This is a genomic window from Conyzicola sp. (assembly GCF_046714715.1).
In the GTDB taxonomy this organism is placed as follows: Bacteria; Actinomycetota; Actinomycetes; order Actinomycetales; family Microbacteriaceae; genus Conyzicola.
Genome location: NZ_JBKKAD010000018.1, coordinates 1 through 24,216, shown reverse-complemented (window position 1 = coordinate 24,216; position 24,216 = coordinate 1). Strand labels below are relative to the sequence as shown.

Genomic DNA, 24,216 nt, shown 5'->3' with positions numbered 1-24,216 from the left:
AGCGGGACGGGCATCCGTCGTACAGAGCGATCTACTTCGCGACGGGTACGACGAGGCCGTCCCAGGTCTCGTTGATGTAGTCGGCCGTCTCCTGCGACGTCAGCAGCTCGTAGAGCTTGGCGACGCGGGGGTCGCTCTCGAGCTCCTCGGTGGTGGCGAGCACGTTCACGTAGGGGCTGTCGCTGCCCTCGATCAGGATGGCATCGTCGGCGGTGAGGCCGGCGGGCAGCGCGAACGAGATGGTGACGAAGGCCGTGTCGACATCGGGCACCGACTGCGCCAACGTGGCGTTCTCGATCTCGACGAACTCGAAGTCGCGCGGGTTGTCGGTGATGTCGCCGAGCGTCGTCGGCGCCTCGGTCGTCTCGATGAGCCCCTCGGCGGCGAGGATGAGCAGCGCGCGGCCCTCGTTGGTCGGGTCGTTCGGGATGGCGATCTTCGCGCCGTCCTCGAGGTCGTCGAGGCTCTCGATCTTGTCGCTGTAGAACGCGGCGCTCGGCAGGTAGACGTCGCCGACGCTCACGAGGGAGTCGTCGGACGCCTCGTTGTAGGTCGCGAGGAAGTTCGCGTTCTGGAAGAGGTTGGCGTCGGTCGACCCGTCGCTCACCGACAGGTTCGGCGTGTTGTAGTCGGTGAACGGCACGAACTCGATCGTGAGCCCGGCGTCTGCCGCGAGGTTCTCCTGCACCCAGGTGAGGATGTCGCCGGCGGGCGTCTGCAGGGCGCCCACCTTGATCGTGCCGAGGTCGTCCACGTCGGGGTTGGTGGAGGCCGGCGCGGCGGACGAGCAGGCGGAGAGGCCGATTGCCAGAACTGCGGCGGCAGCGGCGGCACCAGCAAGGCGCGCGCTGCGGTGGGTGATACGCATGTGATTCTCTTCTCTTGGATGTCGGGTGTTGCGATCGCGGCCGTGATGCTGACTTCGGCCGCTGGGGAAAACTAGTCGGTGCCGACGACGGGCCGCAGGTCGGCTCTCGCGGCGACGGCCTTCGCCCTGCCGGTGTCGGACGCCGTGCGGGCGTACTTCTTCGCGAAGTGGGTGGCGATGGCCGCGAGCGACTGCACGATGATGAAGATGATGATGATGACGGCCACGATGTGGATCGTCGAGTACCGCTGGTAGCCGTAGCGGAACGCGACGTCGCCGAGACCGCCGCCTGCCACGGTGCCCACCATCGCCGAGAAATTGATGATGGATGTCACGGTGGTGGCGAGTCCGAGCAGCATGCTCGGCAGCGCCTCGGGCACGAGCACCTTGCGCACGATCTGCCATCGACTCGCGCCCAACGAGTTCGCGGCCTCGGTCAGGCCGGGGTCGACCTCTTTGAGGGCGATCTCGACCATACGGGCGAAGAACGGGATCGCCACGAGCGACAGCGGAACGATCGCCGCGGTCGACCCGATGAAGGTGCCGACGACGAGGCGGGTGAACGGGATGACGGCGATCATCAGGATGATGAACGGGATCGAGCGTCCGAGGTTCACGATGAAGTCGAGCACCCGGTTGATCACCCGGCCGGCCGTGCGCGACCCGAACGGGGTGGCGAACAGCCCGCCCCTCTCGGTGCCGACCAGCAGGACGCCGAGCGGGAGGCCGACGATCACGGTGACGACCAGCGCGATGGAGACCATGTAGAGCGTCTGGCCGGTGCCGATGATCAGCACGTCGACGAGGTCGCTCCAGAACTTCGGGTCGGAGGTGTCGTTCATGCTGCGTCCCTTACGAGTTCGACCAGGAGGCCCTGCGCGCGCAGGTCGGCGATGGCGGCCGCCGTCGTCTGGGGCGACCCGGGAAGCTCGAGGCGGGTGCGGCCGGCCTGGTTGCCGGCGATCGTCTCGATCGTGGCCCCGAGGATGCTCACGTCGATCGCGTGGTCCCGCGCGAGTTGCGCGATGACCGGCCGGTCGGCGGAGCCGCCGCTGAAGGTGATGTCGACGACGGTGCCGGTCGTGCCGGCCGGGATCTCGCCGAGCGGGAAGAGATCGTGGGCGAGCCGCGAACCCGGGGCGGAGATGAGCTCGACGAGCTTTCCCTGTTCGGCGATGCGGCCGCCCTCGATAAGAGCCGCAGAGTCGCACACCGTCTTCACGACGTCCATCTCATGGGTGATGAGCAGCACGGTGAGGTCGAGTTCGCGGTTGATGGTCTTGAGCAGCTCGAGGATCGAGCGCGTCGTCTCCGGGTCGAGCGCGCTCGTGGCCTCGTCGGAGAGCAGCACGCTGGGGCGGCCGGCGAGGGCACGGGCAATGCCGATGCGCTGCTTCTGACCGCCGGAGAGCTGCGCCGGGTAGGCGTTCTCCTTCTCGGCGAGGCCCACGAGTTCGAGGATCTCGCCGGCACGCGCGCGGCGTTCTCGACCGTCGACGCCGATGACCTCGAGCGCGAGCTCGACGTTACCCCGCACCGTGCGGCTCGACAGCAGGTTGAAGTGCTGGAAGACCATTCCGATGCTCTGCCGGGCGATGCGCAGGTCGCGGTCAGTGAGAGACGTGATCACCCTGCCGTCGACCGTTATGGTGCCGGCATCCGGCCGTTCCAAAAGGTTGACGGTGCGGATGAGAGTGCTCTTGCCCGCACCGCTCTGCCCGACCACGCCGAAGATCTCTCCGCGGCCTACCTCGAGGCTGACGTCATCGAGGGCCAGGGTGCGACCGTCGCCCGTGCCGAACGACTTGCTGACGTGGCTGATCGATATCATGCGCTACCCGGGTTCGTATGGCGGAAAATCGCCACGCACCTTCGAGCGACGGAGGAGATCAGTGTGACCCGAGCGGGCGCGCCGGGCAAATTCGTGTTACGCCGTGTGTCTGCCCGCGCGCTAGTGGGGGCGGACTACTCCGCGGTCTCGGAGACCGGCTCGTCGACCGCTGCGGCACCCGCGACGTCGAGGGCGATCGTGGGGCAGTCTTTCCACAGGCGCTCGAGCGAGTAGTACATGCGGTCTTCCTCGTGGAAGACGTGCACGATGACGTCGCCGAAGTCGAGCAGAATCCACCGGCCCTCAGCGCGACCCTCGCGGCGGATGGTCTTCGCACCGGCCTCGAGCATCTTGTCTTCGACCTCGCCGGCGATGGCGACGACGTTGCGCTCGTTGCGGCCGGTGGCGATGAGGAAGACATCGGTGAGGGGAAGCGGGCCGGACACGTCGAGGGCGACGATGTCTTCTGCCTGCTTGGAGTCGGCGGCGGCGGCCGCCACGTTGACGAGTTCGCGGGCGCGAGGAGAAGCGGTCACTGGGTCCTTAAGAGTGGGGTGTGTGAAGAGTGATTCACGGCTAGAAGATGCGGAAGACGAATCCGGCGATGAGCAGGCCGACGACGGCGACCGCCATAACGGATGCGGTGACCAGGAGCACGTTGAGCATGCGGTTGCTCTGCTTGCGTCCCAGTTCGATGCCACCGCGGGTGGCGGTGTGGCTGCTGACCGCGGTGATCGCACGCACGGGAGCAGAGTCGGTGTTCGCGACCTCGTTGTCGAAGGCGTCGAAGAGGTGATCGACCTCGGGGTCGTCGTAGTGGCGCGAGTCGCGGCCGGTGGTGCCGACGCTGCCGGGCAGGTTGATCGTGCCGGTGACCATGATCTCGCCCGTGGCGTTGAGCACCGAGGAGAAGTCGTCGCGCTGCGGGATCATCGGCAGCACGAGGGCGTTGGTGGTCGTCGCGACGTTTCCGCCGCCGACATCGCGGCTGAGGGTGTTCTCGAACGGCTGGTTCTCGTCGTCGAGCTCGGCCTGGCGCGACCAGTGGCCGATCGGGGGCGTGTAGGCCGCGTCGGGGTCGGACGAGGGGCTGGGAGTCGACGGGGCGCTTGCCGGGTTCACGAGGAACGAGAACGGGGTGGGCTTCGCGGCCTCGTCGGCGGGCTTCGCGGGCGCGTCGGCCTCGGGCGCGGAACGCTCGATGTCGACGGGTGCCTCGGCCTGCGGGGAACGGGTGAGGGCCTCGAACTCGGCCATCGCGTCGGACAGCGCGGACTGCGGCGCCGCAGCCGGCTCGACGAGCGGCGGGATGAAGACGGAGCCGATGGGCGTGCTGGCGGCGGGCTGCTCGGCCTTCGCCTCCTGCTCTGGCTCCTGGTCGTGCTCGGGCTCCTGGAAGCGCATCTCGACGTCGGAGGTCTGCGGTTCGAGGGCCGAGGTTGCGGAGTCGGTCACGTCGGCGGCCGCTTCGGGAGCGGCCTCGGGGGCCGGCTCAGAGCTGGATGTCTCGGCGTCGGGTGCCTCGCTGGTGGACGCTTCGGCGGATTCGGCAGCTTCGGCGGCGGCACGCATCGCACGCCACTCGCGGCGGCTCAGGGTGCGCTCTTCTTGGGCGATCGCTACAGGAGCGACGGGGGCAACAGGCTCGTCGACCTCGACCGGCTCGCCGAGGGGAATCTCGGTCTCGTCGGCGACAGGTGCCTCGTCGGCGGCAGGCTGCTCGTCGGCTGCAGGCTGCTCGTCGGCTGCAGCGGGCTCGGGCTCGAGCAGATCGGAGAAGAGCGAGTCGAACGAAGGCTCGGCCGCGTCGGCGGGTTCGTTCTCGACGGGCGTCGTTTCGGGGCGGAAATCGCTCAGCTGAAATCCGGTGTGACCGTCGTCGTCGTTGGTCGCCTCGACCTGGCCGGCGAACGGGAATGCCTTCGGAATCGCGGAGTCGGTGAGCGCGGGCGTCTCGAGCGAGTCGCTGTGCTCTGCGGAGTCGTTGTGCTCTGCGTCGCCGTGCTCTGCGTCGTCGTCCTGCTCCACCGGAGTCACGACGGCGTCGGTCTGGGAGGTGTTCGTCACCTCGACCAGACCCCCGGCGGCTGCGGCGCGGGCGCGGCGGCCCGAGGGCGCGCGGTCGGCCTCGGCGGAGTCGTCGATTTCCTCCGCGTGGGAGAGCTGCTGGCGAAGTGCACGCCTCGACAGTGGAGGCTGATCCTGAGAGCTGGTCATTAAATACTCCGATACAAGTGGTGTTTGGAGATGTACTGAACTACACCATCGGGAACCAAATACCAGACCGGGAATCCCCGGCTCACCCGGCTTCTGCAGTCTGTAGAAGAGATAGCTAGCGCCGGAACTTCTAGCAAGCTTACGCCCTGCTCAGGTAAACCGGAAATGGTCAGGGGGTGTCCCGGACGCGACACGGCGACGAAATGCGCGAGCGGCCAGACCTGTTCGACGTCTTTCCACTCGAGGATCTGCGCGATCGCGTCGGCGCCCGAGATGAAGAAGATGTCGGCGTCGGGCCGGGCGGCGTGGATATCACGCAGCGTATCAATCGTGTAGGTGGGCCCCGTGCGGTCGATATCGACCCGGCTCACCGTGAATCGCGGGTTCGCCGCGGTGGCGATCACGGTCATCAGGTAACGGTGCTCGCCCTCGGTGACGGCGTAGTCCGACTTCATCCACGGCATGCCGGTGGGCACGAAGATCACCTCGTCGAGGTCGAACTTCTGTTGCACCTCGCTTGCGGCGACGAGGTGGCCGTTGTGGATGGGGTCGAATGTCCCACCCATTACACCGACGCGAGCCCGGCGCGCAGCGCCCTCGACCACGCGCGGCCCCTAGTGGCCCGGCGTGTGCTGGTCGTCGTGCGCGGCGTTGAACTTGTCACTGTGACGGTTCGCGACGTCGCGGTAGCTCCACACGACGACGCCGAGTGCCACGAACACCGCGACGGCAATGCCGGCGTATCCGAACGGGCTCATGGGCAGCTCGTTGTGAGCCGACTCTTCAGCGGCGGTAATCAGGCTGGTGATCAGCGACATGTGGTTCTCCATTCACGACGTTCTAAAGCTTAGCCGCGTGCCTGACCGCTGCCGCGCACAACCCACTTGGTGCTGGTCAATTCGCCGAGCCCCATCGGGCCGCGAGCGTGCAGTTTCTGCGTCGAGATGCCCACTTCGGCCCCGAAGCCGAACTCGCCTCCGTCGGTGAACCGGGTCGACGCGTTGACCATCACCACCGCAGAATCGACCTCGGCGAGAAAACGTTCGGCGTTGCCGAGGTCGTTGGTGATAATCGACTCGGTGTGGTGGGTGGAGTAGTCGCGGATGTGCTGCATCGCCTCGTCGAGGTCGCCGACGACACGCACGGCGAGATCGAGCGACATGTACTCGGTCGACCAGTCGGCGTCGGTGGCGGGCACGACGTCGGCGAAGATCGCGCTCGTGCGCTCGTCGGCGTGGATGGTGACGCCGGATTCGCGCAGTTTCGCGAGCACGGGGGGCAGCAGTCGAGATGCGGATGACTCGTGGACGAGCAGTGTCTCGAGGGCGTTGCACACGCTGGGTCGCTGCACCTTGGCGTTGTGCACGATGTCGACGGCCATCCGCTCGTCGGCGCTGGCGTCGAGGAAGACGTGCACGACTCCCGCGCCGGTCTCGATCACGGGCACCTTCGACTCGGCGACCACCGCGTTGATGAGGTCGGCGCTGCCGCGTGGGATGAGCACGTCGACATACCCGCGCGCCTGCATCAGCTGCTTCGCGCCCTCGCGACCGAACTCGTCGATCGTCTGCACCGCGTCGACCGGAAGGCCGGCCTCGGCCAGGGCTCCCTGGATGACGTCGACGAGAACGCGGTTGGTGTTCTCGGCCGCCGACCCCCCGCGCAGCACCACGGCATTGCCGCTCTTCAGCGCGAGCGCCGCGATGTCGATCGTGACGTTGGGGCGGGCCTCGTAGATCGCGCCGATCACCCCGAACGGCACGCGCACCTGAGTGAGCCCGACGCCGTTGGGCAGCGTGCTTCCGCGCACCACCTCGCCAACGGGGTCGGTGAGCGCGACGATCTCACGCACGGCGTCGGCGAGCGAGGTCAGACGGGCGACGTCGAGGCGCAGCCGGTCTTGCAGCCCGGCGGAGAGCGCGTTCTCCCGGCCGTTGGCCAGGTCGAGGTCGTTCGCCGCGATAACACGGTCGGCGTTGGCGACCACGGCCCGGGCGATCGCCTCGAGGGCCGAGTTCTTCAGGTCGGCCTTCGCCGTGGCGAGCACCACGGATGCGCGGCGTGCGGCCTCGAGCTTCTCGGTGAACGATGTGGTTGCGACGGCGGTATCGGTCATAGCGCCCAGTGTACGACCGGCGGCAAGGCGCTGGCGCGGCCTGCGTCTCGGGCCGAAACAGCGCTAGATGCGCTTGGCCTCGAACCAGGTACCGACGGCGGCGCCCGAGAGCGCCGGGCCGACGTCGCCCGTGGAGGCGAGCAGCACGGGTGTACCCGAGGCGGCGGCGAGCTTCGCGGCTGCCACCTTGGTGCCGGCTCCCCCGGTGCCGACGCCCGCGGCACCGATGTCGCCGAACTCGACCTGGCCGAGGTCGTCGTCGAAGGCCACCTCGGTGATCTTCACGGCGCCGGGGTCGAGCGGCGGGCGTGTGTAGAGCGCGTCGACGTCGGACAGCAGCACGAGCAGGTCGGCGTGCACGAGCTGGGAGACGAGCGCCGCGAGCCGGTCGTTGTCACCGAACCGGATCTCGTGCGTCGCGACGGTGTCGTTCTCGTTGACGATGGGCAGGATGCGCAGGTCGAGCAGGCGCTCCATGGCCCGTTGCGCGTTGCCGCGGTGGGTGGGGTTCTCGAGGTCGCCCGCCGTCAGCAGCACCTGACCGGCCACGATCTTGAAGCGCCGCAGGCTGTCTTGGTAGCGGTAGATGAGCAGGTTCTGCCCCACGGCCGCCGCGGCCTGCTGGGTCGCGAGGTCGGTCGGGCGGGAGTCGAGGTTGAGAAACGGGATGCCCGTGGCGATGGCACCCGACGAGACCAGGATGACCTCGCAGCCGCGACCGTGCGCCGCCGCGAGAGCGTCGACGAGCGGAGTTATCTGCCCGACGTTCTCGCCGCTGATCGACGATGATCCGACCTTGACGACGATGCGCTTGGCCGTGGCGATCTCGGCACGGGTGTGGATCTGATTAGTCACGGTCGTCCGCGGCGTCACGCTCGACGGCGAAGCCCTCGTCGTCGTTCCAGACGCCACCCTCGCGCTCGCGGTCGAGCTCGGCGCGTGCGGCCGTCTTGGCGTCCATGCGTTCGAGGTAGTTCGCGCGACGGGTCTTGCTCGTCAGGCGGCGGCCTTCTTCAAGGCGCGGGTCGGTACCGCGCGGGCTCGCGACGAGTTCGGCCGCGGATGCCACGGTGGGCTCCCAGTCGAAGACGACGCCGCCTTCGGCACCGATCATGACGGTGGAGCCGGGCACGGCACCCGACTTGAACAGCTCGGTCTCGACGCCGAGCTTGGCCAGGCGGTCGGCCAGGAAGCCGACGGCCTCGTCGTTGGTGAAGTCGGTCTGCTGCACCCAGCGCTCGGGCTTGGTGCCGATGACGCGGTAGACGTTGCCGAACGACCCGCCCTCGACCTTGATGACGAACTCGACCTCGTTGACGGCGCGCGGGCGGATGACGATGCGCGGCTTGGCGATCTCTTTCGCCTTCTCGACGCGGTCGGCCTCGACCAGTTCGGCGAGGGCGAACGAGAGCTCGCGGAGTCCGGCGCGCGAAACCGCGGACACTTCGAAGACGCGGTAGCCGCGGGCCTCGAGGTCGGGACGCACGAGGTCGGCGAGCTCTTTGCCCTCGGGAACGTCGGTCTTGTTGAGCGCGATGAACTGCGGGCGGTCGAGCAGCGGAACCTGGCCCTCGGGAACGGGGTAGGCGGCGAGTTCGCCGAGGATGATGTCGAGGTCGCTCATCGGGTCGCGACCCGGGTCGAGCGTTCCGCAGTCGAGCACGTGCAGCAGCGCCGAGCAGCGCTCGACGTGACGCAGGAACTCGAGGCCGAGGCCCTTGCCCTCGCTGGCGCCCTCGATGAGGCCGGGGACGTCGGCTACCGTGTAGCGCGTCTCGCCCGACTCGACGACTCCGAGGTTGGGGTGCAGGGTGGTGAAGGGGTAGTCGGCGATCTTCGGCTTGGCCGCCGACATTGCGGCAACCAGGCTCGACTTTCCGGCCGAGGGGTAACCGACGAATGCGACATCCGCGACGACTTTGAGCTCGAGACGCACCGCGCCCTCGAAACCGAGGGTTCCGAGCAGTGCGAAGCCCGGCGCCTTGCGCTTGGTGGAGGCGAGGGCGGCGTTGCCCAGACCGCCCATTCCGCCCGCGGCAGCGACGTAGCGCATGCCGTGTTCGTTCATGTCGAGGATCTCGTTGCCCTCGGCGTCTTTGACGACCGTGCCGACGGGGACGAGCAGAACCATCTCGTCGCCGGAGGTGCCGGCCTTGTGGTCGCCCTGTCCGGGCTGTCCGTGGTCGGACTTGCGGTGGGGCGAGCGGTGGTAGTTCAGCAGCGTGGTGGTCTGCACGTCGCTGACCAGCACGATGTCGCCGCCGTTACCGCCGTTACCGCCGTCGGGGCCCGCGAGCGGCTTGAACTTCTCGCGCTTTACCGACACACAGCCGTTGCCGCCGTGCCCTGCGCGAAGGTGCAGGGTTACCTGGTCGACGAACGATGCCATGAGATTTTTCCTTGATAAACCACGTTAGGGGCGAGCCGAAGCTCGCCCCTAACGCTAAGTTGCAATGCAGCTGACTACGCAGCCACCACGATGTTGACGACCTTGCGGCCACCCTTCACACCGAACTCGACCGCACCGGCGGTGAGGGCGAACAGCGTGTCGTCGCCGCCACGGCCGACGTTGGCGCCGGGGTGGAAGTGCGTGCCGCGCTGGCGGAGGATGATTTCGCCGGACTTGACGACCTGGCCGCCGAAGCGCTTGACGCCGAGGTACTGCGCGTTGGAGTCGCGACCGTTACGAGAGGAGCTTGCGCCCTTTTTGTGTGCCATGAGTTGTCAGCCCCTTAGTTAATCGAAGTGATCTTGATACGAGTCTGCTCCTGGCGGTGGCCCTGGCGCTTCTTGTATCCGGTCTTGTTCTTGAACTTCTGGATGACGATCTTCGGGCCGCGGAGGTCGTTCAGGACCTCGGCGACGACCTTGACGTCCGCAAGCGCTTTCGCGTCGTGCGTGATCTTGTCGCCATCAACGAGCAGCACCGGGGCGAGCTCGACATTGCCGTCTTTGTCAGCCTGGATGCGGTCGAGGACGACAATCGTGCCGACCTCTACCTTTTCCTGCCGACCACCGGCGCGCACAACTGCGTAAACCACTTGGTAACCCTTACTTTCGGAAGCTTATGGCGATCTTTCGCGGCCTCAGGCCAGCGCACACCAAGGGCCAAGACTACTCGATCTACATAGCCGCGGTCAAACCGTGATTATGGCGGCGAGTCATCGCCGGGTTTCAGACTCGAGAATCGTGGCCGAATTGAGTGTTAACACTAACCTGCCCGGAGCGCGAGCGGGTCGAAGACACACGCCGTGTCTGTGAATTGCCGTGTTTGTGAATTAGAGAGCGGATGCCGCGGGTCGGCCCTTCGAGACCCAGAACCAGGCGAGGAATCCGGCCAGAATCACGAGCGGGGTCACATTGATGAAGGTGTAGAGACCGGCCTGGGCCGTTCCGAAGACCGCATAGGCGAACGACTGCTGGCCCGAGAAGATGCTGCTGCCGGAATAGACGGCGGTGAAGACCAGCACCAGGGCCGCGGCTATGGCCGCGGCCACGAGAGAGCGCACGACGACGCGGGGCACACGCAGCTCGGGCACGAGGGGAACGAGGAGCCAGAAGGCAAGGAACACGCCGATGGCCGCGGGGATCACTGTCGTTCCGAGTTCTACGAAGAGCTGCCCGAAGGGCGCTAAGACGTTGCCCGGGTCGTACCCGGTGTTGATTCCACCGGCGCTGGAATAGGCGACGTTGCTGAAGACCGCCACGAACGTTCGCAGGATCGCCTGAACGAGCATGACGATCCCGACGATGCCCGCCGCGACCCCGGCGGGAACCGCGTTCGCCCTCGTTGCCCGTGCCTGTAGCGACTGCGCCATCCGATGCCCCCGTTGTGTTTAGAATCAGCCCATGACCGTGCTGATCGACCAACCCATCTGGCCGGCACACGACACTCTATGGGCACACCTGGTCAGCGACCACTCGCTCGACGAGCTGCACGCGTTCGCGGCGCGTGCGGGCATTCCGCGGCGCGGCTTCGACGGCGACCACTACGACGTGCCCGCGCGCAAATACGACGAGCTCGTGTCGCTCGGCGCCCTGCCCGTGACGGTGCGCCAACTCGTCACCCGGCTGCAGGCGAGCGGGCTGCGCATCAGCCAGAAGGAGAAACGCGGGCTCTAGCGGCATCCGGCGTCGGCGGCCCGGTACAGAATGGGAGCATGCCCGGCCGATTCGTTTTCACCACCGACCCCGACGAGCTCGTGGCGATGCTCGATGTCGACCGGCAGGCAGACATTCTGCCGCCCGCCTCGCACAACATCGCGCCCGCCGACCGGGTGATCGTCATCATCGACGCCGTGAACAAAGACGCGTCGACCGAAGGATACGACCCCGAGAATCCGGCCGTGTTGCGCCGCCTCGAGTCGGCCAGCTGGGGCCTCGTGCCGGGGGGTGCTCCCGACGCCGCCGTGGGCGCCACCATGTTCGACGCCCCGGTCGAGCAGGTGCTGGCGAACCCCGCCTTCGCGCCCGCTGCGCAGTCCCGCCGCGCGGCCATCCCGGCGACGGGGTACTACGTGTGGCATAAGGGCGCCGACGGCACCTCCTCGGCGCAGTTCGTGCACTCCCCCGACGGCGAGCCCCTGCTGTTCGCGGGCCTGTACGAGTGGTGGAAGAACCCGGCAGCCGCCGCGGGCGATCCCGCGCGCTGGCTGCTCTCGACGGCGATACTGACCCGCGCATCCGCCGGCCCGCTCGCCCTCATCCACGACCGCATGCCCCTGCTGCTCGAGCCCGGACTGCTCGAAGACTGGCTCGACCCGCGCACGCCGGGGTCGCCCGAGCTGCTCGGCGCGGTGTCCGACGCCGCGGCCGACCTCGCCGACGAGGTGGAGTTCTACGAGGTCAGCAAAGACGTCGCTTCGGTGAAGAACAACTCCGAAGCGCTCATCCAGCCGGTTTAGAGCGCCTTTCTAGCGCCGCAGTGTCACCACTGCAGGGCGAAGCCGGCCACGCTCTTGACCTGTGCGCCCGATGCGAGGTCGATGATCACGGTCGTGACGCTCGTGGAGCGGTCGTTCACCGGGTAGCCGTCGCTCGCGCTCGACTCGACGTTCGGCACGACCTCGACCGCCACGAACTGGTCGTTGGGCGAGACGGAGAAGTCGCCGATGCTGCCAGCGTGATCCACCGTGCGCAGCAGTTCGCGCGAGCTCGACCCGTCGTCGGCGACGAGCAGGTTCTCGAACACGTTGGCCTCGTAGTCGACGAGCACGACGTGCTGCACGAGTTCCGTTCCGCGCATCAGCTGGAACTCCCCGGCCAGCGGCTGCACACCGTAGATCGGCGAGGGCGCGAACTCCTCGTCGGCGAGGTCGGTTATCGACAGCACGGCCGGCCCGAACGCGTTGGTCACCCCGAGCCGCGTTCCGTCGGTCGAGAGCGATTCGAGGCTCGCGAAGCTACCCAGCGGCGTGACCGCGCCCGACGCCGTGTCGACGAGCAGCACACCCTCGTCGTCGCGGTTGTGTGCGGCGAGTGTGACTCCCCCGGGCACGAAGAACCAGTTGCTGACCGCGAGTGGGGCTCCGTCGAGGCCGGCGACGGGCACGATGTCGCGGCCCAGGTCGAGGTTCAGGGTCATCAACGTGTCGTCGAACGCTCCGTCGGTGCTCGAGAACGCGAAGCCGATTGTGACGCCGTCGTCGGCGGCGTGAAGGTTCTCGATGACACCGGGCGCGGGCAGGCCCAGCGGCTCCACTCCCCCGTCTTCGAAGCTGACCAGGCTGAGCGCACTGGTTCCGTCACCCTGGTCGGTGGACACTGCGGCGCTCGTTCCGAGGAGAGCGAATTCCTGGATGCGCGGGGCCGAGTAGACGACGGTGCGCTCGACTCCCCGGGCCTCGGTTCGCACGATCTCGTCGACGGTCTCACCCCGGTCGAGGTAGTAGAGCGGCTGCGAGCCCGTGGTGAACTCGTAGCTGAGGGTGGATCCCTGGTCGTCGAACTCGCTCGTGACGCCGTCGACCTTCACGACGTAGCGCGCGTCATAGAGCAGCGGCTGCTCGAACTGCACGGCCACCACGGCACCCGAGGTGGTCACGGTGAAGTCCGCGGCGGGCGTGATGGTGACGTCGTCGGGGCCGACCGCGGCGAGCGGCTGGTTGGCGAACAGCCGCAGCTGCTGGCCGCTGCGCGTCGTGACCTGTTCGGTGTCGACCTGCGCGCTCGAGAGTTTGGGTCCCTGCACGTAGCCCAGCGCAGCGAAGCCGGCGCAGAGCAGTGCGAGTACCACGACCACGGTGGTGAACGTGCGTCGGAACCGGGAAGCGGTCGGAAGCTCAGTAGAGATAGGGCTCTCCCGGCTGTTCGACGACCTCTACCGTGTCGGGCACGACGGCGATCGCCTGCTGGCTGACTCCGCTGGGGTTGGTATCGAACCCGCCCGTGACGCGCACCCACTGGTCGACGGCCACGTCGTCGGCCCACCCGGGGGCGTAGACGGGCACGCCGATCGGCTGCGCGTCGACGGCACAACAGGTGATGACGAACCGCGACACGAAGAACATGTTCTCCGGATCATCCGGATCTGCGCTCACGAAGCCGACGATGTCGACCGGCTTGCCGCTGAAGACCGACAGCTCGCTCGTCTGCCGCAACAGCGACGACCACTCGAGCACGGTGAACTTCGCGAACGCCGCGTCGGTCGTCGACGCCACCGAGGCGACCGACTGGGCCTGGTCGCCGGCCAGTCCGCCGTTGTTGATGGCGCGCTGCTCGAGCGTCGCGCTCGACAGGGTCGCGGGCGGAACAACGATGATGCCGGCGGCGATCACGAGAGAGAGCACGGCGGCCGCCCCCGACACCACGTTCTGCCGCCGGGACGGTGGAGCGTCATGGTCGTGGGGCTCGCGCAGGAACGCGCTCGCGGCGACGAAGACCAGGGCGACGACCGCCATGATGACGGTGAACAGCACGTAGCGCGGGTGGATGTAGAGGATGAGCTGGTTGGTCAGCGCGAGCCAGATGGTCGCGACGACGACGACGCTCATCAGGGCCACGCCCCGCCAGCGCTGCACGGCTCTCAGGAGGCTAGGCGACATAGTTCACGACCAATCCGATGAGCGCGCTGAGGAGCGCGACGACGACGGTGAGCTGCACGAGGGTTCTCACCGTGAAGGTGGTGCGCAGCAGGGCGAGCATCTTGATGTCGATGATCGGCCCGAAGACGAGGAAGCTGACGATCGATCCCGGCATGAACGTGGACGCGAACGGCAGGATGAAGAAGGCGTCGACGTTCGAGCACACCGAGATCACGAACGCGAGCAGCATCATCGCGAGGATCGACCAGAGCGGGTTGCTACCGAGGCTCACCAGCACCGAGCGGGGCACGAGCGACTGGATGGCGCCGGCCGCCACCGCTCCGATGAAGAGCGCCGGCAGGATGATGCTCGATTCGCGGCGGAAGAGCGAGACGCTCTCCTGCCAGCGGGAGACGCCGTGGTCGTGCGCATCCGGCACGCGGCAGATTGCGGCGAACTTGTCGGTCAGCAGCGAATCCTGGTTCGGATGACGGCTGAACAGCCACCCGATCAGGTTCGCGATGACGAAGCCGCCGACGATGCGGCCGACGAGGATGTGGTCGTCCCAGCCGAAAGCCTGGTGGGTGGTGATGATCGTGATCGGGTTGATGATGGGCGCCGCGAGCAGGAAGGTCATCGACTCGGAGACGGTGAAGCCCTTGACCATGAGCCCGCGCGCGAGCGGCACGTTGCCGCACTCGCAGACCGGCAGGAAGACGCCGATGAACGAGATGGCGGCGCGGCGCAGGAACGGGTTTCGGGGCAGAACCCGCATGATCCACGAGTCGGGAACCCACACCTGCACCGCGATCGAGAGCACGATACCGAGGATGACGAACGGCATCGACTCGACGATGACGCTGATGCTGAGGGTGAGGAAGTCCTGCGCCTTGTCAGGCAGGGCGAGCGCGCTCTGGTCGGCGGTGATGGCCCGCACGACGAACAGGGCGGTGATGCCGACGATTCCGATGCCGAGCCAGGCGAACTGGCGGCGGCGGGCCCGCGACTCGTCGCGACCGGGCGGATGATCGTGGCCGGCATGTGCGCCGCGGTCGCGACGGCGGGCATCAAGCTGGCTACTCACTCGGGAAGCCTAACCAGAGCTGGCTGAGAGAACACGCTGACTCCCCGGACGCGACGAAACCCCGCCGGACGGGGCCGGCGGGGTTTCGTGTGTCGATGACTAGTCTTCCGTGACCGGAGCGCTCACAACGGCGCCGGCGCTGCCGGCACGACGCGAGGTGCGCGAACGGCCCTGACCGGGCTGCTTCGGCTCGGGAAGAGCCTCGAGCACGGAGTCGAGGATCTGCTCGGCGTCGCGGTTGTTCATGCGGCGGCTCGCGCGGGGTGCCTTCGTGACCGGGATGTCGAGGATCGCGACGGGGGCGTCGGCCTTCGACTCCTCGGGCGCGGCTGTCGCTACGGGCGCGACGGCTTCCGTGCGCTCGGCGGCGGGGGCGGCGGCCTCGGCGATCTTCGCCTCGAGCGGGGCGTCGACCTCGGGGGTCGTCGCCGCGATAGTCGACTTGGCCTCGGAGGATGCCCGGCCACGGCCTGAACGCGTCCTGCCCTGCGTGGGCTGCTGCGCTGCGGGCGCCTCGACGGGCGTTTCGACGGGCGTTTCGACGGGCGTTTCGACGACCGTCGCTGCGGGCTCGGCCGCAGGCGTGGCGGGCGCTGCGGGCGCGCCGGCGTTGCTCGCGTTCGCCTGCGCGGCTACCGTGCGGGCGGCGATCTGCGCGAGAGCGTTGCGGGCGTCGTCGGTGATGGCGTGGGTGCCGGTTCCGGGCGCCTTGGGCGGCGAGCTCACCTGCGGCTGCTGCTGGTTCTGGCCGCCGTTGTTCTGGCCGCCGTTGCCGTTGTTGCCGCCGTTGCCGTTGCCGTTGCCGCCGTTTCCGTTCGACGAACCGTTGCCCTTGCCCCCGCGGCTGCGACGGCCGTTGTTGACCTCGGGCTGCGGTGCCTGCTGGATGCGGTGCTTCGTGACGGGGTCGTGGTGCACGATCACGCCGCGGCCGGCGCACTGCTCGCACGGCTCGCTGAACGTCTCGAGCAGGCCGAGGCCCAGCTTCTTGCGGGTCATCTGCACGAGTCCGAGCGAGGTGACCTCGGCGACCTGGTGCTTGGTGCGGTCGCGGCTGAGGCACTCGACGAGTCGGCGCAGCACGAGGTCGCGGTTCGACTCGAGCACCATGTCGATGAAGTCGACGACGATGATGCCGCCGATGTCGCGCAGCCGCAGCTGGCGCACGATCTCCTCGGCAGCCTCGATGTTGTTCTTGGTGACCGTCTCTTCGAGGTTTCCGCCAGAGCCGACGAACTTGCCGGTGTTGACGTCGACGACGGTCATGGCCTCGGTGCGGTCGATCACGAGCGAACCGCCGGAGGGCAGCCAGACCTTGCGGTCGAGCGCCTTCTCGATCTGCTCGTTGACACGGTAGACGTCGAACGGGTCGTTGGTTCCCTCGAAGCGCTCGACGCGGTCGATGAGGTCGGGGGCGACGCCGTTGAGGTAGCTCTGGATGATCTCCTGAGCGTCGTCGCCGTCGATCACGAGCTTCTGGAAGTCCTCGTTGAAGACGTCGCGGATGATCTTGACGAGCAGGTCGGGCTCGGAGTGCAGCAGCGCGGGAGCGTTGGCCGTCTCGATGAGGCGGCTGATCTCGGCCCACTGGCTGGTGAGGCGGCTGACGTCGAGCGTGAGCTGCTCCTCGGTCGCACCCTCGGCCGCCGTGCGCACGATGACGCCGACGTTGTCGGGCAGAACCTCTTTCAGGATCTTCTTGAGACGCGCGCGCTCGGTGTCGGGCAGCTTGCGGCTGATCCCGCTCATCGAGCCGTTGGGCACGTAGACGAGGTAGCGGCCGGGCAGCGAGACCTGGCTGGTGAGGCGGGCGCCCTTGTGGCCGATCGGGTCCTTCGTGACCTGCACGAGGACCTTGTCGCCCGGCTTCAGCGCGAGCTCGATGCGACGGGCCTGGCTCTTGCCCTCGGCGGAGTTCTCCGCCGCGGCATCCCAGTCGACCTCGCCCGAGTAGAGCACGGCGTTGCGGCCGCGTCCGATGTCGACGAAGGCGGCCTCCATGCTCGGCAGCACGTTCTGCACGCGGCCGAGGTAGACGTTGCCGATGAGCGACATGTCCTGGCTCTTCGCCACGTAGTGCTCGACGAGAACGCCGTCTTCGAGAACCGCGATCTGGATGCGCCCGAACTTGGAACGCACCACCATCACGCGGTCGACGCTCTCACGGCGGGCGAGGAACTCGCTCTCGGTGATCACGGGGCGACGACGGCCGGCATCACGGCCGTCACGGCGGCGCTGCTTCTTGGCCTCGAGGCGGGTGGAGCCCTTGACGCGGGTGGGCTCGTTGCTGAGAACGGGCTCGGGGCGCGGCTGGCGCACGCGGACGACGGTGCCGGGGGCATCGTCGCCGTCGCGGGCCTCTTCGCCGGGGCGACGGCGCGAGCGGCGGCGCACGGTGCCCGACTCGTCGCCGAGGTCGTTGCTCAGGTCGTCGGTGCGCGCGGCCGAAGCGTCGGCGTTGCGCGACTGGCGCGGCTGGCGTGCGGGGGCGCGCTCGGGCAGAACCGCGCTCTCCGGCGGCGCCTGGAACAGCAGCGACGTGGTGGGAAGCGCGGCACGCTTGGGGGTGTCGTCGGTCTCGGCGTCGGCCGTGTCATCCGTCGTCTCGACCGCGGGGGTCTCGGCGACGGCCGGCTTGCGGGTGCGCGTGCGCGTGGCGGCCTTCACGACGACCTCGTCGACGATGATGTCGTCGACAGGTGCGGTCACGGGCGGCTCTTCGGCGACGGCTGCCGCTTCGACGGGCGCGGGCGGCGGGGTCACGGCTGCCTTGCGGCTTCCGAACAGTCCTTTGCGACGCTTGGGTTCGATGTTGTCTTTGTCATTCACCACTGGCGGTGTACTCCTAGGCCCTGGTGGGAAACCGCGCCGCCCACCGGGTACTCTCTCGTTCGCGCTACGCCTCAGCGATCACGCTGCAAATTCTTCAGGTCAAGAACCGGCATGGTGTGGCTGGCGACCCTTCTCTGGTCGTACGTGTCAGCCACTGTCTGCTCTGGTTCCACTGTCTGTGTTGCACTGACTGTCACTCAGCGCTTCGGAACTCGCTATCCGACTGGCCGTCATCCGATCAACTCGGATGTTCGGCACTGGCCCGGATTGTCGCCCGGTAAGCCTTCTTTGGCGCCAGGTCGAGCGCGGCTCGGCTGGCTGTATCCGATTATCGCACGCATTCCCAGTCAGACGTGATTCGACGCGTGCCATAATCTGCAGCGTGCCAGAGACCCCAGCCGCCAAGCGTCCCGTCGTGCTCGCGATCTTCCTCATCGTGGCGGGTGTCATCGGCTGGTACGCGGCCTTCGCGCTGACGCTGGAGAAGTTCACGACGCTGACCGATCCGACCGAGGCGCTCGGCTGCGACTTCAGCATGCTCGTGCAGTGCCGGGCGAATCTCGAGTCGTGGCAGGGGTCGCTGTTCGGCTTTCCCAACCCGATCATCGGGCTCGCCGCCTGGATCGCCCCGATCGTCGTGGGCGTGGCGCTGCTGTCCGGCGCGCGGTTCGCCCGCTGGTTCTGGGTGGCGTTCAACCTCGGCATCGTCGCGGCCCTCGCGTTCGTGATCTGGCTGATCACCCAGAGCGTCTTCGTGCTCGGCACCCTCTGCCCGTGGTGCATGGTCACCTGGAGCGTGACGATCCCGCTGTTCTGGGCCGTGACGCTGTACAACCTGAGGGAGGGCAACCTCCCCGTGCCCGCCGCGGCCCGGCGGGTGGCGGGCGCCCTGTACGGCTGGGTTCCCGCGATCACGCTCGCGAGCTACCTCGTGGTCGCCGTCGTCGCGCAGCTGCGTCTCGACGTTCTCGGCAGCCTCTAGCCCCGCTCGCGCCACGCATTCAGCTACCGCATAGCTACCGGGGCCATCCTGTGCTGGGCCCCACCCGCAGACCATCGAGAGGAACCGATGAGCAACACCGCAGACGGCAAGAAGGCACGGCGCGAACACGCCCGCGAACTCGCGAAGCAGGAGCGCGAGGCAGCCCAGCGCCGCAAGAAGCGCAACCGGGTGTTCGTGCAGGGTGGAGTCATCGTCGCCCTGCTCGCCGTCGTGACCGTCGTCACGCTCGTGATCGTCAACGCGACCACCACCACGACGATCAATCCCAAGAACATGGCGAGCAACGGCATCCTGTTCACCGGCGACGGAACGACTCTCGCACCGGTCACGACCAAAGCCCTCGCCCTCGACGCCGATCCGGTGGCGACCGACACGTCGGCCCTCGACGCCACGGTGAACATCGTGACCTACATCGACTACGCCTGCCCGATCTGCCAGACCTTCGAGACGACGAACGCCGAGCAGATCACCGGCTGGGTGACCGCGGGTGACGCGTCGCTCGAGATCCACCCGATCTCGATCCTCGACCGGGTCTCGCTCGGCACGAAGTACTCGTCTCGTGCCGCGAACGCCGCGGTCTGCGTGGCGAACTACGACCCCGACCAGTACATGGCCGTGAACGACGCCCTGTTCGCCCAGCAGCCCGAGGAGAACACGAGCGGTCTCGACACCCCGGCCCTGAAAAAGCTGGTGGCGGATGCTGGCGCCGACAGTGACGACGTCGCGTCGTGCATCGACGACAAGACGTTCGCCGACTGGGTCACGAGTGCGACCGACCGGGTGACCTCGGGCGAACTCGCGAGCGACACCGTCACCGAGTTCGTCGGCACGCCGACCGTGCTCGTGAACGGGCAGCTGTACCAGGGCGCGGTCGACGACGCCGAGGCGTTCGCCGCCTTCGTGTCGTCGGTCGCGAGCGAGGCGACAACGCCGGCCGAGTAACGGCGGCGCCGGTCAGTTCAGACAGTAAAAGAGCCGATTCCGGCTAGATGAGCCATCCGCGGAGGCGTCATCTGGCCGGAATCGGCTCATTTGGGCTGGGTTAGAGCCGAGGCCGGGCTAGAACCAGAGGGCCAGTTCGCGCTGCGCCGACTCGGCGGAGTCGCTGCCGTGCACGAGGTTCTGCTGCACCTTCAGGCCCCAGTCGCGGCCGAGGTCGCCGCGGATCGTTCCGGGCGCGGCGCTCGTCGGGTTGGTCGCGCCGGCGAGCGAGCGGAAGCCCTCGATGACGCCGTTGCCGGCGACGCGGATCGCGACGATCGGGCCGCTCTCCATGAATTCGACGAGGGGCTCGTAGAAGGGCTTGCCCTCGTGCTCCGCGTAGTGCGCGGCGAGCAGCTCGCGGCTCGCCTCCACGAACTTGATATCGACCAGCTGGTACCCCTTGGCCTCGATGCGGCGCAGGATCTCGCCGGTCAGGTTGCGGGCCACACCGTCGGGCTTGACGAGTACGAGTGTTTCTTCGACGCTCACGTGTTATCTCCTGGGTTGGGGTGTTCGGCCGCGAATGCGGCCTTCTGGTGGTCGATCTGGCGTCCGCGAACAAAGCAGAAGATCCAGATCCCGAAAAAGCAGGCCGCGATGAAGAACATCAGCGGCACGAGGAAACCGGTGGCGAGCAGCACGAGCTGCAGCGCCCAGCCGAGCCAGACGCCCCACGGGTAGCGCAGCAGTCCGCTGGTGAGGAAGAGCGCGAGGATGAGCAGCGCTCCCCCGCCGAACGCCAGGCCCGGCTCGAGCGACTTCAGCCCGTAGACCACGAGGGTCACGAAGAAGACGAGCACGGCCTCGAGCGCCAGCACGATCGACAGCAGCATCTCGGTGACCGAGCGCTGACGTCGCGCGCGCGGCGCACGGGCGGGGCGCGGCTGTTCGGTCATCGCTTCCACTTGCTCACTGTGGCGAGGGTGATGGCGTCGCCGACGAGGGTGATCGACCCGGTCACGAGCACGGCGCGCTTCTCGCCCTCGGCCGCCCACTCGCGGGCCGCCTCGAGCGCGGTCTCGGCCGACTCGTCGGTGTAGACCTCCTCGGTGTGCTCGCGCACGATGTAGGCGAGGTCGTCGGCGGCCACGGCGCGGTCCGACTCGGACTGCGTCACATAGAAGCGGGTCGCGATCGGGGCGAGCGCGGCCACGATGCCGTCGGCGTCCTTGTCCTGCAGCACGCCGATCACCACCGCCACCTCGTCGAAGGTGAAGTAGCTGCCGATCGCCGCGGCGAGTGCCGCGGCGCCGTGCGGGTTGTGAGCCGCGTCGACGAGAACGGTCGGCTCGGTGCCGACGATCTGCAGCCGGCCGGGCGACGTGGCGGTCTGCAGTCCCTCGGCGAGCACGTCGCCGACGAGCGGCTGGCTGCCCCCACCCAGGAACGACTCGACGGCGGCGATCGCGACGGCGGCGTTCTGCGCCTGGTGGTCGCCGAACATCGGCAGGAACAGGTCGGGGTAGCTGGCCGCGAGTCCCTTCACCGAGATGACTTGGCCGCCGACTGCGACGGTCGTCGACTCGAGCGAGAACGCCTCGCCCTGTTGCGCGAAGGTGGACTCGGTCAGCTCCGCCGCCCTCTGCAACTCGGCGAGGGCATCCGGGCTCTGCGACGCAGACACGACGCTGGCGACGGGCTTGATGATTCCCGACTTGGTCTTCGCTATCTCGGCCACCGTGTTGCCGAGACGCTGCGTGTGGTCGAGGGCGATCGGCGTGAACACGGCGACCTGGCCGTCGGCGACGTTGGTGGAATCCCACTCGCCGCCCATGCCGACCTCGATCACCGCGACGTCGACGGGGGCGTCGGCGAAGCTCGCGAAGGCGAGAACGGTGAGGGCCTCGAAGAAGGTGAGTTCCGACTCGCCCGCGCCCGCGAGTTCCGCGTCGATGAGCAGCAGATAGGGCCGGATGTCTGCCCAATTCTCAACGAGCGCCCGGTTCGAAATGGGCTGGCCGTCGATCACGATGCGCTCGTTCACGCGGGTGAGGTGCGGGCTCGTGAGGAGACCCGTCTTCAAGCCGTAGGCGCGCAGGATGCTCTCGGTGATGCGGCTCGTCGAGGTCTTGCCGTTGGTGCCGGCGATGTGGATCACCGGGTAGGCGCGGTGCGGGTCGCCGAGCAGCTCGACGGCGCGGCGCGTGGGCTCGAGGCGCGGCTGCGGGTTGCCCTCGCCGATGCGCGCCAGAAGCTCGGCGTAGACGTCGTCGGCACCCGTCTGGTACTCGTTGTCGTCGAAGTCGTACTCGGAGTCGTCGTCGAGGTTGGTTCCCTCGTTGCCGCCCTGTAGGAAGTCGGGGAGGCCCGAGCCGTCGTCGACGAAGTCGGGCTCCTCCTCGGGCTCTTCTTCGTAGCCTTGGTAGTCGTTGTCGCCGGGGTTGTCGTTCTTAGACATCTACTGATGCCGCCTTCCACAGATCGATAACCAGTACACCAGTGTTCGCGTACTGCTGGGGAACCAGGGTGGTGCGCTGCGAACCGGCCTGCGCCTCGGTCGCGGCGGAGACCGCGGGATCCTCGGTGAGGAGTATCTCGAACTCGGTCGCGAGCGTGTCGGCGGCGATGGTCGCCTCGAACGCGGTGATCGCGGCGATGTCGTCGTCGCGGTCGCCCCGGATAGTCATCGAGATGCGGTCGCTCACGTTGAGCCCGGCGGCCTTGCGGGTGTCCTGCACGGCGCGGATGATGTCGCGCGCGAGACCCTCGGCCTCGAGGTCCGGCGTGGTCTCGGTGTCGAGGATCACGAACCCGCCGTCGGCGAGGAAGGCGATCGCGTTCGCCTCGTCGGCCGACTGCAGTTCGAGCTCGAACTCGGCGGGTAGCAGCTCGACGCCGCCGACCACGACGGTGTCGCCCGTGGCCTGCCAGTCGCCCTCGCGGGCGGCCTTGATGACGGCCTGCACCTGCTTGCCGATGCGGGGGCCGGCCGCGCGGGAGTTGACGGTGAGCTTCTGCGAGATTCCGAAGCGCTGGAAGCTGTCGGGCTCGAGCGCGCTGAACACGACGTTCTTGACGTTGAGCTCCTGCAGCAGGATGTCGCCGAACTGGCCGAGGGCCGCGCCGTCGTCGCTCACGACGGTGAGCTGCGCGAGCGGGAGGCGCACGCGACGGCTCTTCGCCTTGCGCAGCGAGAGTCCGGCGGACGCGATCGCCCGCACCCGGTCCATCGCGGTGACCAGCGCGTCGTCGGCGGGGAAGACCTCGGCGTCAGGCCAGTCTTCGAGGTGCACGCTGCGGCCGGCCGTGAGGCCCTGCCAGATCTCGTCGGCCACGAGCGGGATGATCGGGGCGGCGACGCGGGTGAGCGTCTCGAGCACCGTGTAGAGGGTGTCGAACGACTCTGTGTCGTCGCCCGTCCAGAACCGGTCGCGGCTGCGGCGCACGTACCAGTTGGTGAGCACGTCGCCGAAGTCGCGCAGCTTGAGCGCCGCCGTCGGACTGTCGAGGGCCTCGAGCTCGGTCGTCACGTCGACGACGAGCTGGCGCGTCTTGGCCAGCAGGTAGCGGTCGAGCACGTTGGTGGAGTCGGTGCGCCAGGTAGCGGTGTAGCCCTCCGCCGACGCGGCGTTGGCGTACAGCGTGAAGAAGTAGTACGTGCTCCACAGCGGCAGCAGGAACTGCCGGGTGCCCTCGCGGATCGCCTCCTCGGTGACGATCAGGTTGCCGCCTCGGATTACGGACGACGACATGAGGAACCAGCGCATCGCATCCGCACCGTCGCGGTCGAAGACCTCCGAGACGTCGGGATAGTTGCGCAGGCTCTTCGACATCTTCTGTCCGTCGCTGCCGAGCACGATGCCGTGGCTGATCACGTTCTTGAACGCCGGGCGGTCGAAGAGCGCGGTCGACAGCGTGTGCAGCGTGTAGAACCAGCCGCGGGTCTGGCCGATGTACTCGACGATGAAATCGGCCGGGTTGTGCGCTTCGAAGAACTCGCGGTTCTCGAACGGGTAGTGCACCTGGGCGAACGGCATCGAACCCGAGTCGAACCACACGTCGAGCACGTCTTCGATGCGGCGCATCGTCGACTGGCCGGTGGGGTCGTCGGGGTTCGGGCGGGTCAGCTCGTCGATGAACGGGCGGTGCAGGTCGGGCTCGCCCTCCGCGTTCAGCGGCAGGCGTCCGAAGTCGGCTTGCAGCTCGTCGAGCGAACCGTAGACGTCGACGCGGGGGTACTCGGGGTTGTCGCTCTTCCAGATCGGGATCGGGCTGCCCCAGTAGCGGTTGCGCGAGATCGACCAGTCGCGGGCGTTGCC

At 67.8% G+C, this 24,216-nt stretch carries 25 protein-coding genes; 4 read left to right on the top strand and 21 right to left on the bottom strand.

Features of this window, described 5'->3' with window-relative positions:
- Positions 1-31 precede the first annotated feature (31 nt).
- From ACLQ6X_RS01775 to ACLQ6X_RS01715, 13 genes are all read right to left on the bottom strand, one after another.
- Positions 32-868: a MetQ/NlpA family ABC transporter substrate-binding protein gene (locus ACLQ6X_RS01775; protein WP_411698443.1), complete on the bottom strand. Its 837-nt coding sequence runs from the start codon at positions 866-868 to the stop codon at positions 32-34.
- Positions 869-939: 71 nt separating this feature from the next.
- Positions 940-1,710 carry a methionine ABC transporter permease gene (locus ACLQ6X_RS01770; protein ID WP_411698442.1) on the bottom strand — a complete coding sequence of 257 codons (771 nt, stop codon included), beginning with the start codon at positions 1,708-1,710 and terminating at the stop codon, positions 940-942.
- Complete coding sequence (locus tag ACLQ6X_RS01765; protein WP_411698441.1) at positions 1,707-2,699, bottom strand: methionine ABC transporter ATP-binding protein; 993 nt, start codon at positions 2,697-2,699, stop codon at positions 1,707-1,709. Before ACLQ6X_RS01765 ends, ACLQ6X_RS01770 begins: the two co-directional genes overlap by 4 nt.
- A gap of 134 nt (positions 2,700-2,833) precedes the next feature.
- Complete coding sequence (gene rsfS, locus ACLQ6X_RS01760; protein WP_411698440.1) at positions 2,834-3,235, bottom strand: ribosome silencing factor; 402 nt, start codon at positions 3,233-3,235, stop codon at positions 2,834-2,836.
- Between the two features lie 40 nt (positions 3,236-3,275).
- Positions 3,276-4,916, bottom strand: coding sequence for a hypothetical protein (locus ACLQ6X_RS01755; protein WP_411698439.1), 1,641 nt, complete (start codon positions 4,914-4,916; stop codon positions 3,276-3,278).
- Positions 4,916-5,521 carry a nicotinate-nucleotide adenylyltransferase gene (nadD, locus tag ACLQ6X_RS01750; protein ID WP_188509709.1) on the bottom strand — a complete coding sequence of 202 codons (606 nt, stop codon included), beginning with the start codon at positions 5,519-5,521 and terminating at the stop codon, positions 4,916-4,918. The genes ACLQ6X_RS01755 and nadD overlap by 1 nt, the downstream gene beginning before the upstream one ends.
- 9 nt (positions 5,522-5,530) lie before the next feature.
- A complete protein-coding gene (locus ACLQ6X_RS01745) occupies positions 5,531-5,746 on the bottom strand; it encodes a hypothetical protein (protein ID WP_411698438.1) in 216 nt (71 codons plus the stop codon).
- A gap of 17 nt (positions 5,747-5,763) precedes the next feature.
- Entirely contained in the window at positions 5,764-7,032 is a 1,269-nt protein-coding gene (locus ACLQ6X_RS01740) for a glutamate-5-semialdehyde dehydrogenase (RefSeq protein WP_411698437.1), read from the bottom strand.
- A 63-nt stretch (positions 7,033-7,095) separates the two neighbouring features.
- Positions 7,096-7,887, bottom strand: a complete 792-nt coding sequence (gene proB, locus ACLQ6X_RS01735) for a glutamate 5-kinase (protein WP_411698436.1) — start codon at positions 7,885-7,887, stop codon at positions 7,096-7,098.
- Positions 7,880-9,421: a GTPase ObgE gene (gene obgE, locus ACLQ6X_RS01730; protein WP_411698435.1), complete on the bottom strand. Its 1,542-nt coding sequence runs from the start codon at positions 9,419-9,421 to the stop codon at positions 7,880-7,882. Before obgE ends, proB begins: the two co-directional genes overlap by 8 nt.
- A gap of 74 nt (positions 9,422-9,495) precedes the next feature.
- Positions 9,496-9,750, bottom strand: a complete 255-nt coding sequence (rpmA, locus tag ACLQ6X_RS01725; protein WP_411698434.1) for a 50S ribosomal protein L27 — start codon at positions 9,748-9,750, stop codon at positions 9,496-9,498.
- Positions 9,751-9,764: 14 nt separating this feature from the next.
- Complete coding sequence (gene rplU / locus ACLQ6X_RS01720; protein ID WP_184236398.1) at positions 9,765-10,073, bottom strand: 50S ribosomal protein L21; 309 nt, start codon at positions 10,071-10,073, stop codon at positions 9,765-9,767.
- Positions 10,074-10,310: 237 nt separating this feature from the next.
- A complete protein-coding gene (locus ACLQ6X_RS01715) occupies positions 10,311-10,850 on the bottom strand; it encodes a hypothetical protein (protein ID WP_411698433.1) in 540 nt (179 codons plus the stop codon).
- 31 nt (positions 10,851-10,881) lie between these two features.
- Here ACLQ6X_RS01715 and ACLQ6X_RS01710 point away from each other — a divergent pair, with 31 nt between their 5' ends.
- Together ACLQ6X_RS01710 and ACLQ6X_RS01705 are read left to right on the top strand one after the other, a co-directional pair.
- Positions 10,882-11,154, top strand: a complete 273-nt coding sequence (locus ACLQ6X_RS01710; RefSeq protein WP_411698432.1) for a DUF4031 domain-containing protein — start codon at positions 10,882-10,884, stop codon at positions 11,152-11,154.
- A 38-nt stretch (positions 11,155-11,192) separates the two neighbouring features.
- Positions 11,193-11,936, top strand: coding sequence for an SOS response-associated peptidase (locus tag ACLQ6X_RS01705; protein ID WP_411698431.1), 744 nt, complete (start codon positions 11,193-11,195; stop codon positions 11,934-11,936).
- Between the two features lie 23 nt (positions 11,937-11,959).
- On the opposite strand, the gene ACLQ6X_RS01700 is transcribed toward ACLQ6X_RS01705, so the two are convergent.
- The 4 genes from ACLQ6X_RS01700 to ACLQ6X_RS01685 form a co-directional block, all read right to left on the bottom strand.
- Positions 11,960-13,273, bottom strand: a complete 1,314-nt coding sequence (locus ACLQ6X_RS01700; RefSeq protein ID WP_411698430.1) for a hypothetical protein — start codon at positions 13,271-13,273, stop codon at positions 11,960-11,962.
- Positions 13,274-13,313: 40 nt separating this feature from the next.
- On the bottom strand, positions 13,314-14,051 hold the full coding sequence (locus ACLQ6X_RS01695) for a TIGR03943 family putative permease subunit (protein ID WP_411698429.1): 738 nt from the start codon (positions 14,049-14,051) through the stop codon (positions 13,314-13,316).
- A gap of 13 nt (positions 14,052-14,064) precedes the next feature.
- Positions 14,065-15,138 (bottom strand): permease, encoded by a 1,074-nt coding sequence (locus tag ACLQ6X_RS01690; protein ID WP_411698428.1) that lies wholly within the window; start codon positions 15,136-15,138, stop codon positions 14,065-14,067.
- Positions 15,139-15,237: 99 nt separating this feature from the next.
- Positions 15,238-17,970: an Rne/Rng family ribonuclease gene (locus ACLQ6X_RS01685; protein ID WP_411698426.1), complete on the bottom strand. Its 2,733-nt coding sequence runs from the start codon at positions 17,968-17,970 to the stop codon at positions 15,238-15,240.
- A gap of 382 nt (positions 17,971-18,352) precedes the next feature.
- Here ACLQ6X_RS01685 and ACLQ6X_RS01680 point away from each other — a divergent pair, with 382 nt between their 5' ends.
- Both ACLQ6X_RS01680 and ACLQ6X_RS01675 read left to right on the top strand, forming a co-directional pair.
- Positions 18,353-18,952, top strand: a complete 600-nt coding sequence (locus tag ACLQ6X_RS01680) for a vitamin K epoxide reductase family protein (RefSeq protein ID WP_411698425.1) — start codon at positions 18,353-18,355, stop codon at positions 18,950-18,952.
- A gap of 87 nt (positions 18,953-19,039) precedes the next feature.
- Positions 19,040-19,915 (top strand): DsbA family protein, encoded by an 876-nt coding sequence (locus tag ACLQ6X_RS01675; RefSeq protein ID WP_411698424.1) that lies wholly within the window; start codon positions 19,040-19,042, stop codon positions 19,913-19,915.
- 117 nt (positions 19,916-20,032) lie between these two features.
- Here the strand turns inward: ACLQ6X_RS01675 and ndk are convergent, their stop codons facing one another.
- The 4 genes from ndk to ACLQ6X_RS01655 form a co-directional block, all read right to left on the bottom strand.
- Entirely contained in the window at positions 20,033-20,446 is a 414-nt protein-coding gene (gene ndk, locus ACLQ6X_RS01670; protein ID WP_411698422.1) for a nucleoside-diphosphate kinase, read from the bottom strand.
- Positions 20,443-20,853: a DUF4233 domain-containing protein gene (locus ACLQ6X_RS01665; protein WP_411698497.1), complete on the bottom strand. Its 411-nt coding sequence runs from the start codon at positions 20,851-20,853 to the stop codon at positions 20,443-20,445. The genes ndk and ACLQ6X_RS01665 overlap by 4 nt, the downstream gene beginning before the upstream one ends.
- The gene (locus ACLQ6X_RS01660) at positions 20,850-22,355 is read right to left on the bottom strand and encodes a bifunctional folylpolyglutamate synthase/dihydrofolate synthase (RefSeq protein WP_411698421.1); all 1,506 of its coding nucleotides are present in this window, start codon (positions 22,353-22,355) and stop codon (positions 20,850-20,852) included. The genes ACLQ6X_RS01665 and ACLQ6X_RS01660 overlap by 4 nt, the downstream gene beginning before the upstream one ends.
- Positions 22,348-24,216 (bottom strand): class I tRNA ligase family protein (locus tag ACLQ6X_RS01655; protein WP_411698420.1); only part of this gene is annotated, 1,869 nt, incomplete at its 5' end. The genes ACLQ6X_RS01655 and ACLQ6X_RS01660, both read right to left, overlap by 8 nt.

Bases quoted from the DNA above. Each gene is read 5' to 3' on its own strand.
- ACLQ6X_RS01775 (WP_411698443.1), bottom strand. From the start codon at position 868: ATGCGTATCACCCACCGCAGCGCGCGCCTTGCTGGTGCCGCCGCTGCC.
- ACLQ6X_RS01770 (WP_411698442.1), bottom strand. From the start codon at position 1,710: ATGAACGACACCTCCGACCCGAAGTTCTGGAGCGACCTCGTCGACGTG.
- ACLQ6X_RS01765 (WP_411698441.1), bottom strand. From the start codon at position 2,699: ATGATATCGATCAGCCACGTCAGCAAGTCGTTCGGCACGGGCGACGGT.
- ACLQ6X_RS01755 (WP_411698439.1), bottom strand. From the start codon at position 4,916: ATGACCAGCTCTCAGGATCAGCCTCCACTGTCGAGGCGTGCACTTCGC.
- ACLQ6X_RS01745 (WP_411698438.1), bottom strand. From the start codon at position 5,746: ATGGAGAACCACATGTCGCTGATCACCAGCCTGATTACCGCCGCTGAA.
- ACLQ6X_RS01740 (WP_411698437.1), bottom strand. From the start codon at position 7,032: ATGACCGATACCGCCGTCGCAACCACATCGTTCACCGAGAAGCTCGAG.
- obgE (WP_411698435.1), bottom strand. From the start codon at position 9,421: ATGGCATCGTTCGTCGACCAGGTAACCCTGCACCTTCGCGCAGGGCAC.
- rpmA (WP_411698434.1), bottom strand. From the start codon at position 9,750: ATGGCACACAAAAAGGGCGCAAGCTCCTCTCGTAACGGTCGCGACTCC.
- ACLQ6X_RS01715 (WP_411698433.1), bottom strand. From the start codon at position 10,850: ATGGCGCAGTCGCTACAGGCACGGGCAACGAGGGCGAACGCGGTTCCC.
- ACLQ6X_RS01710 (WP_411698432.1), top strand. From the start codon at position 10,882: ATGACCGTGCTGATCGACCAACCCATCTGGCCGGCACACGACACTCTA.
- ACLQ6X_RS01705 (WP_411698431.1), top strand. From the start codon at position 11,193: ATGCCCGGCCGATTCGTTTTCACCACCGACCCCGACGAGCTCGTGGCG.
- ACLQ6X_RS01675 (WP_411698424.1), top strand. From the start codon at position 19,040: ATGAGCAACACCGCAGACGGCAAGAAGGCACGGCGCGAACACGCCCGC.
- ACLQ6X_RS01665 (WP_411698497.1), bottom strand. From the start codon at position 20,853: ATGACCGAACAGCCGCGCCCCGCCCGTGCGCCGCGCGCGCGACGTCAG.
- ACLQ6X_RS01660 (WP_411698421.1), bottom strand. From the start codon at position 22,355: ATGTCTAAGAACGACAACCCCGGCGACAACGACTACCAAGGCTACGAA.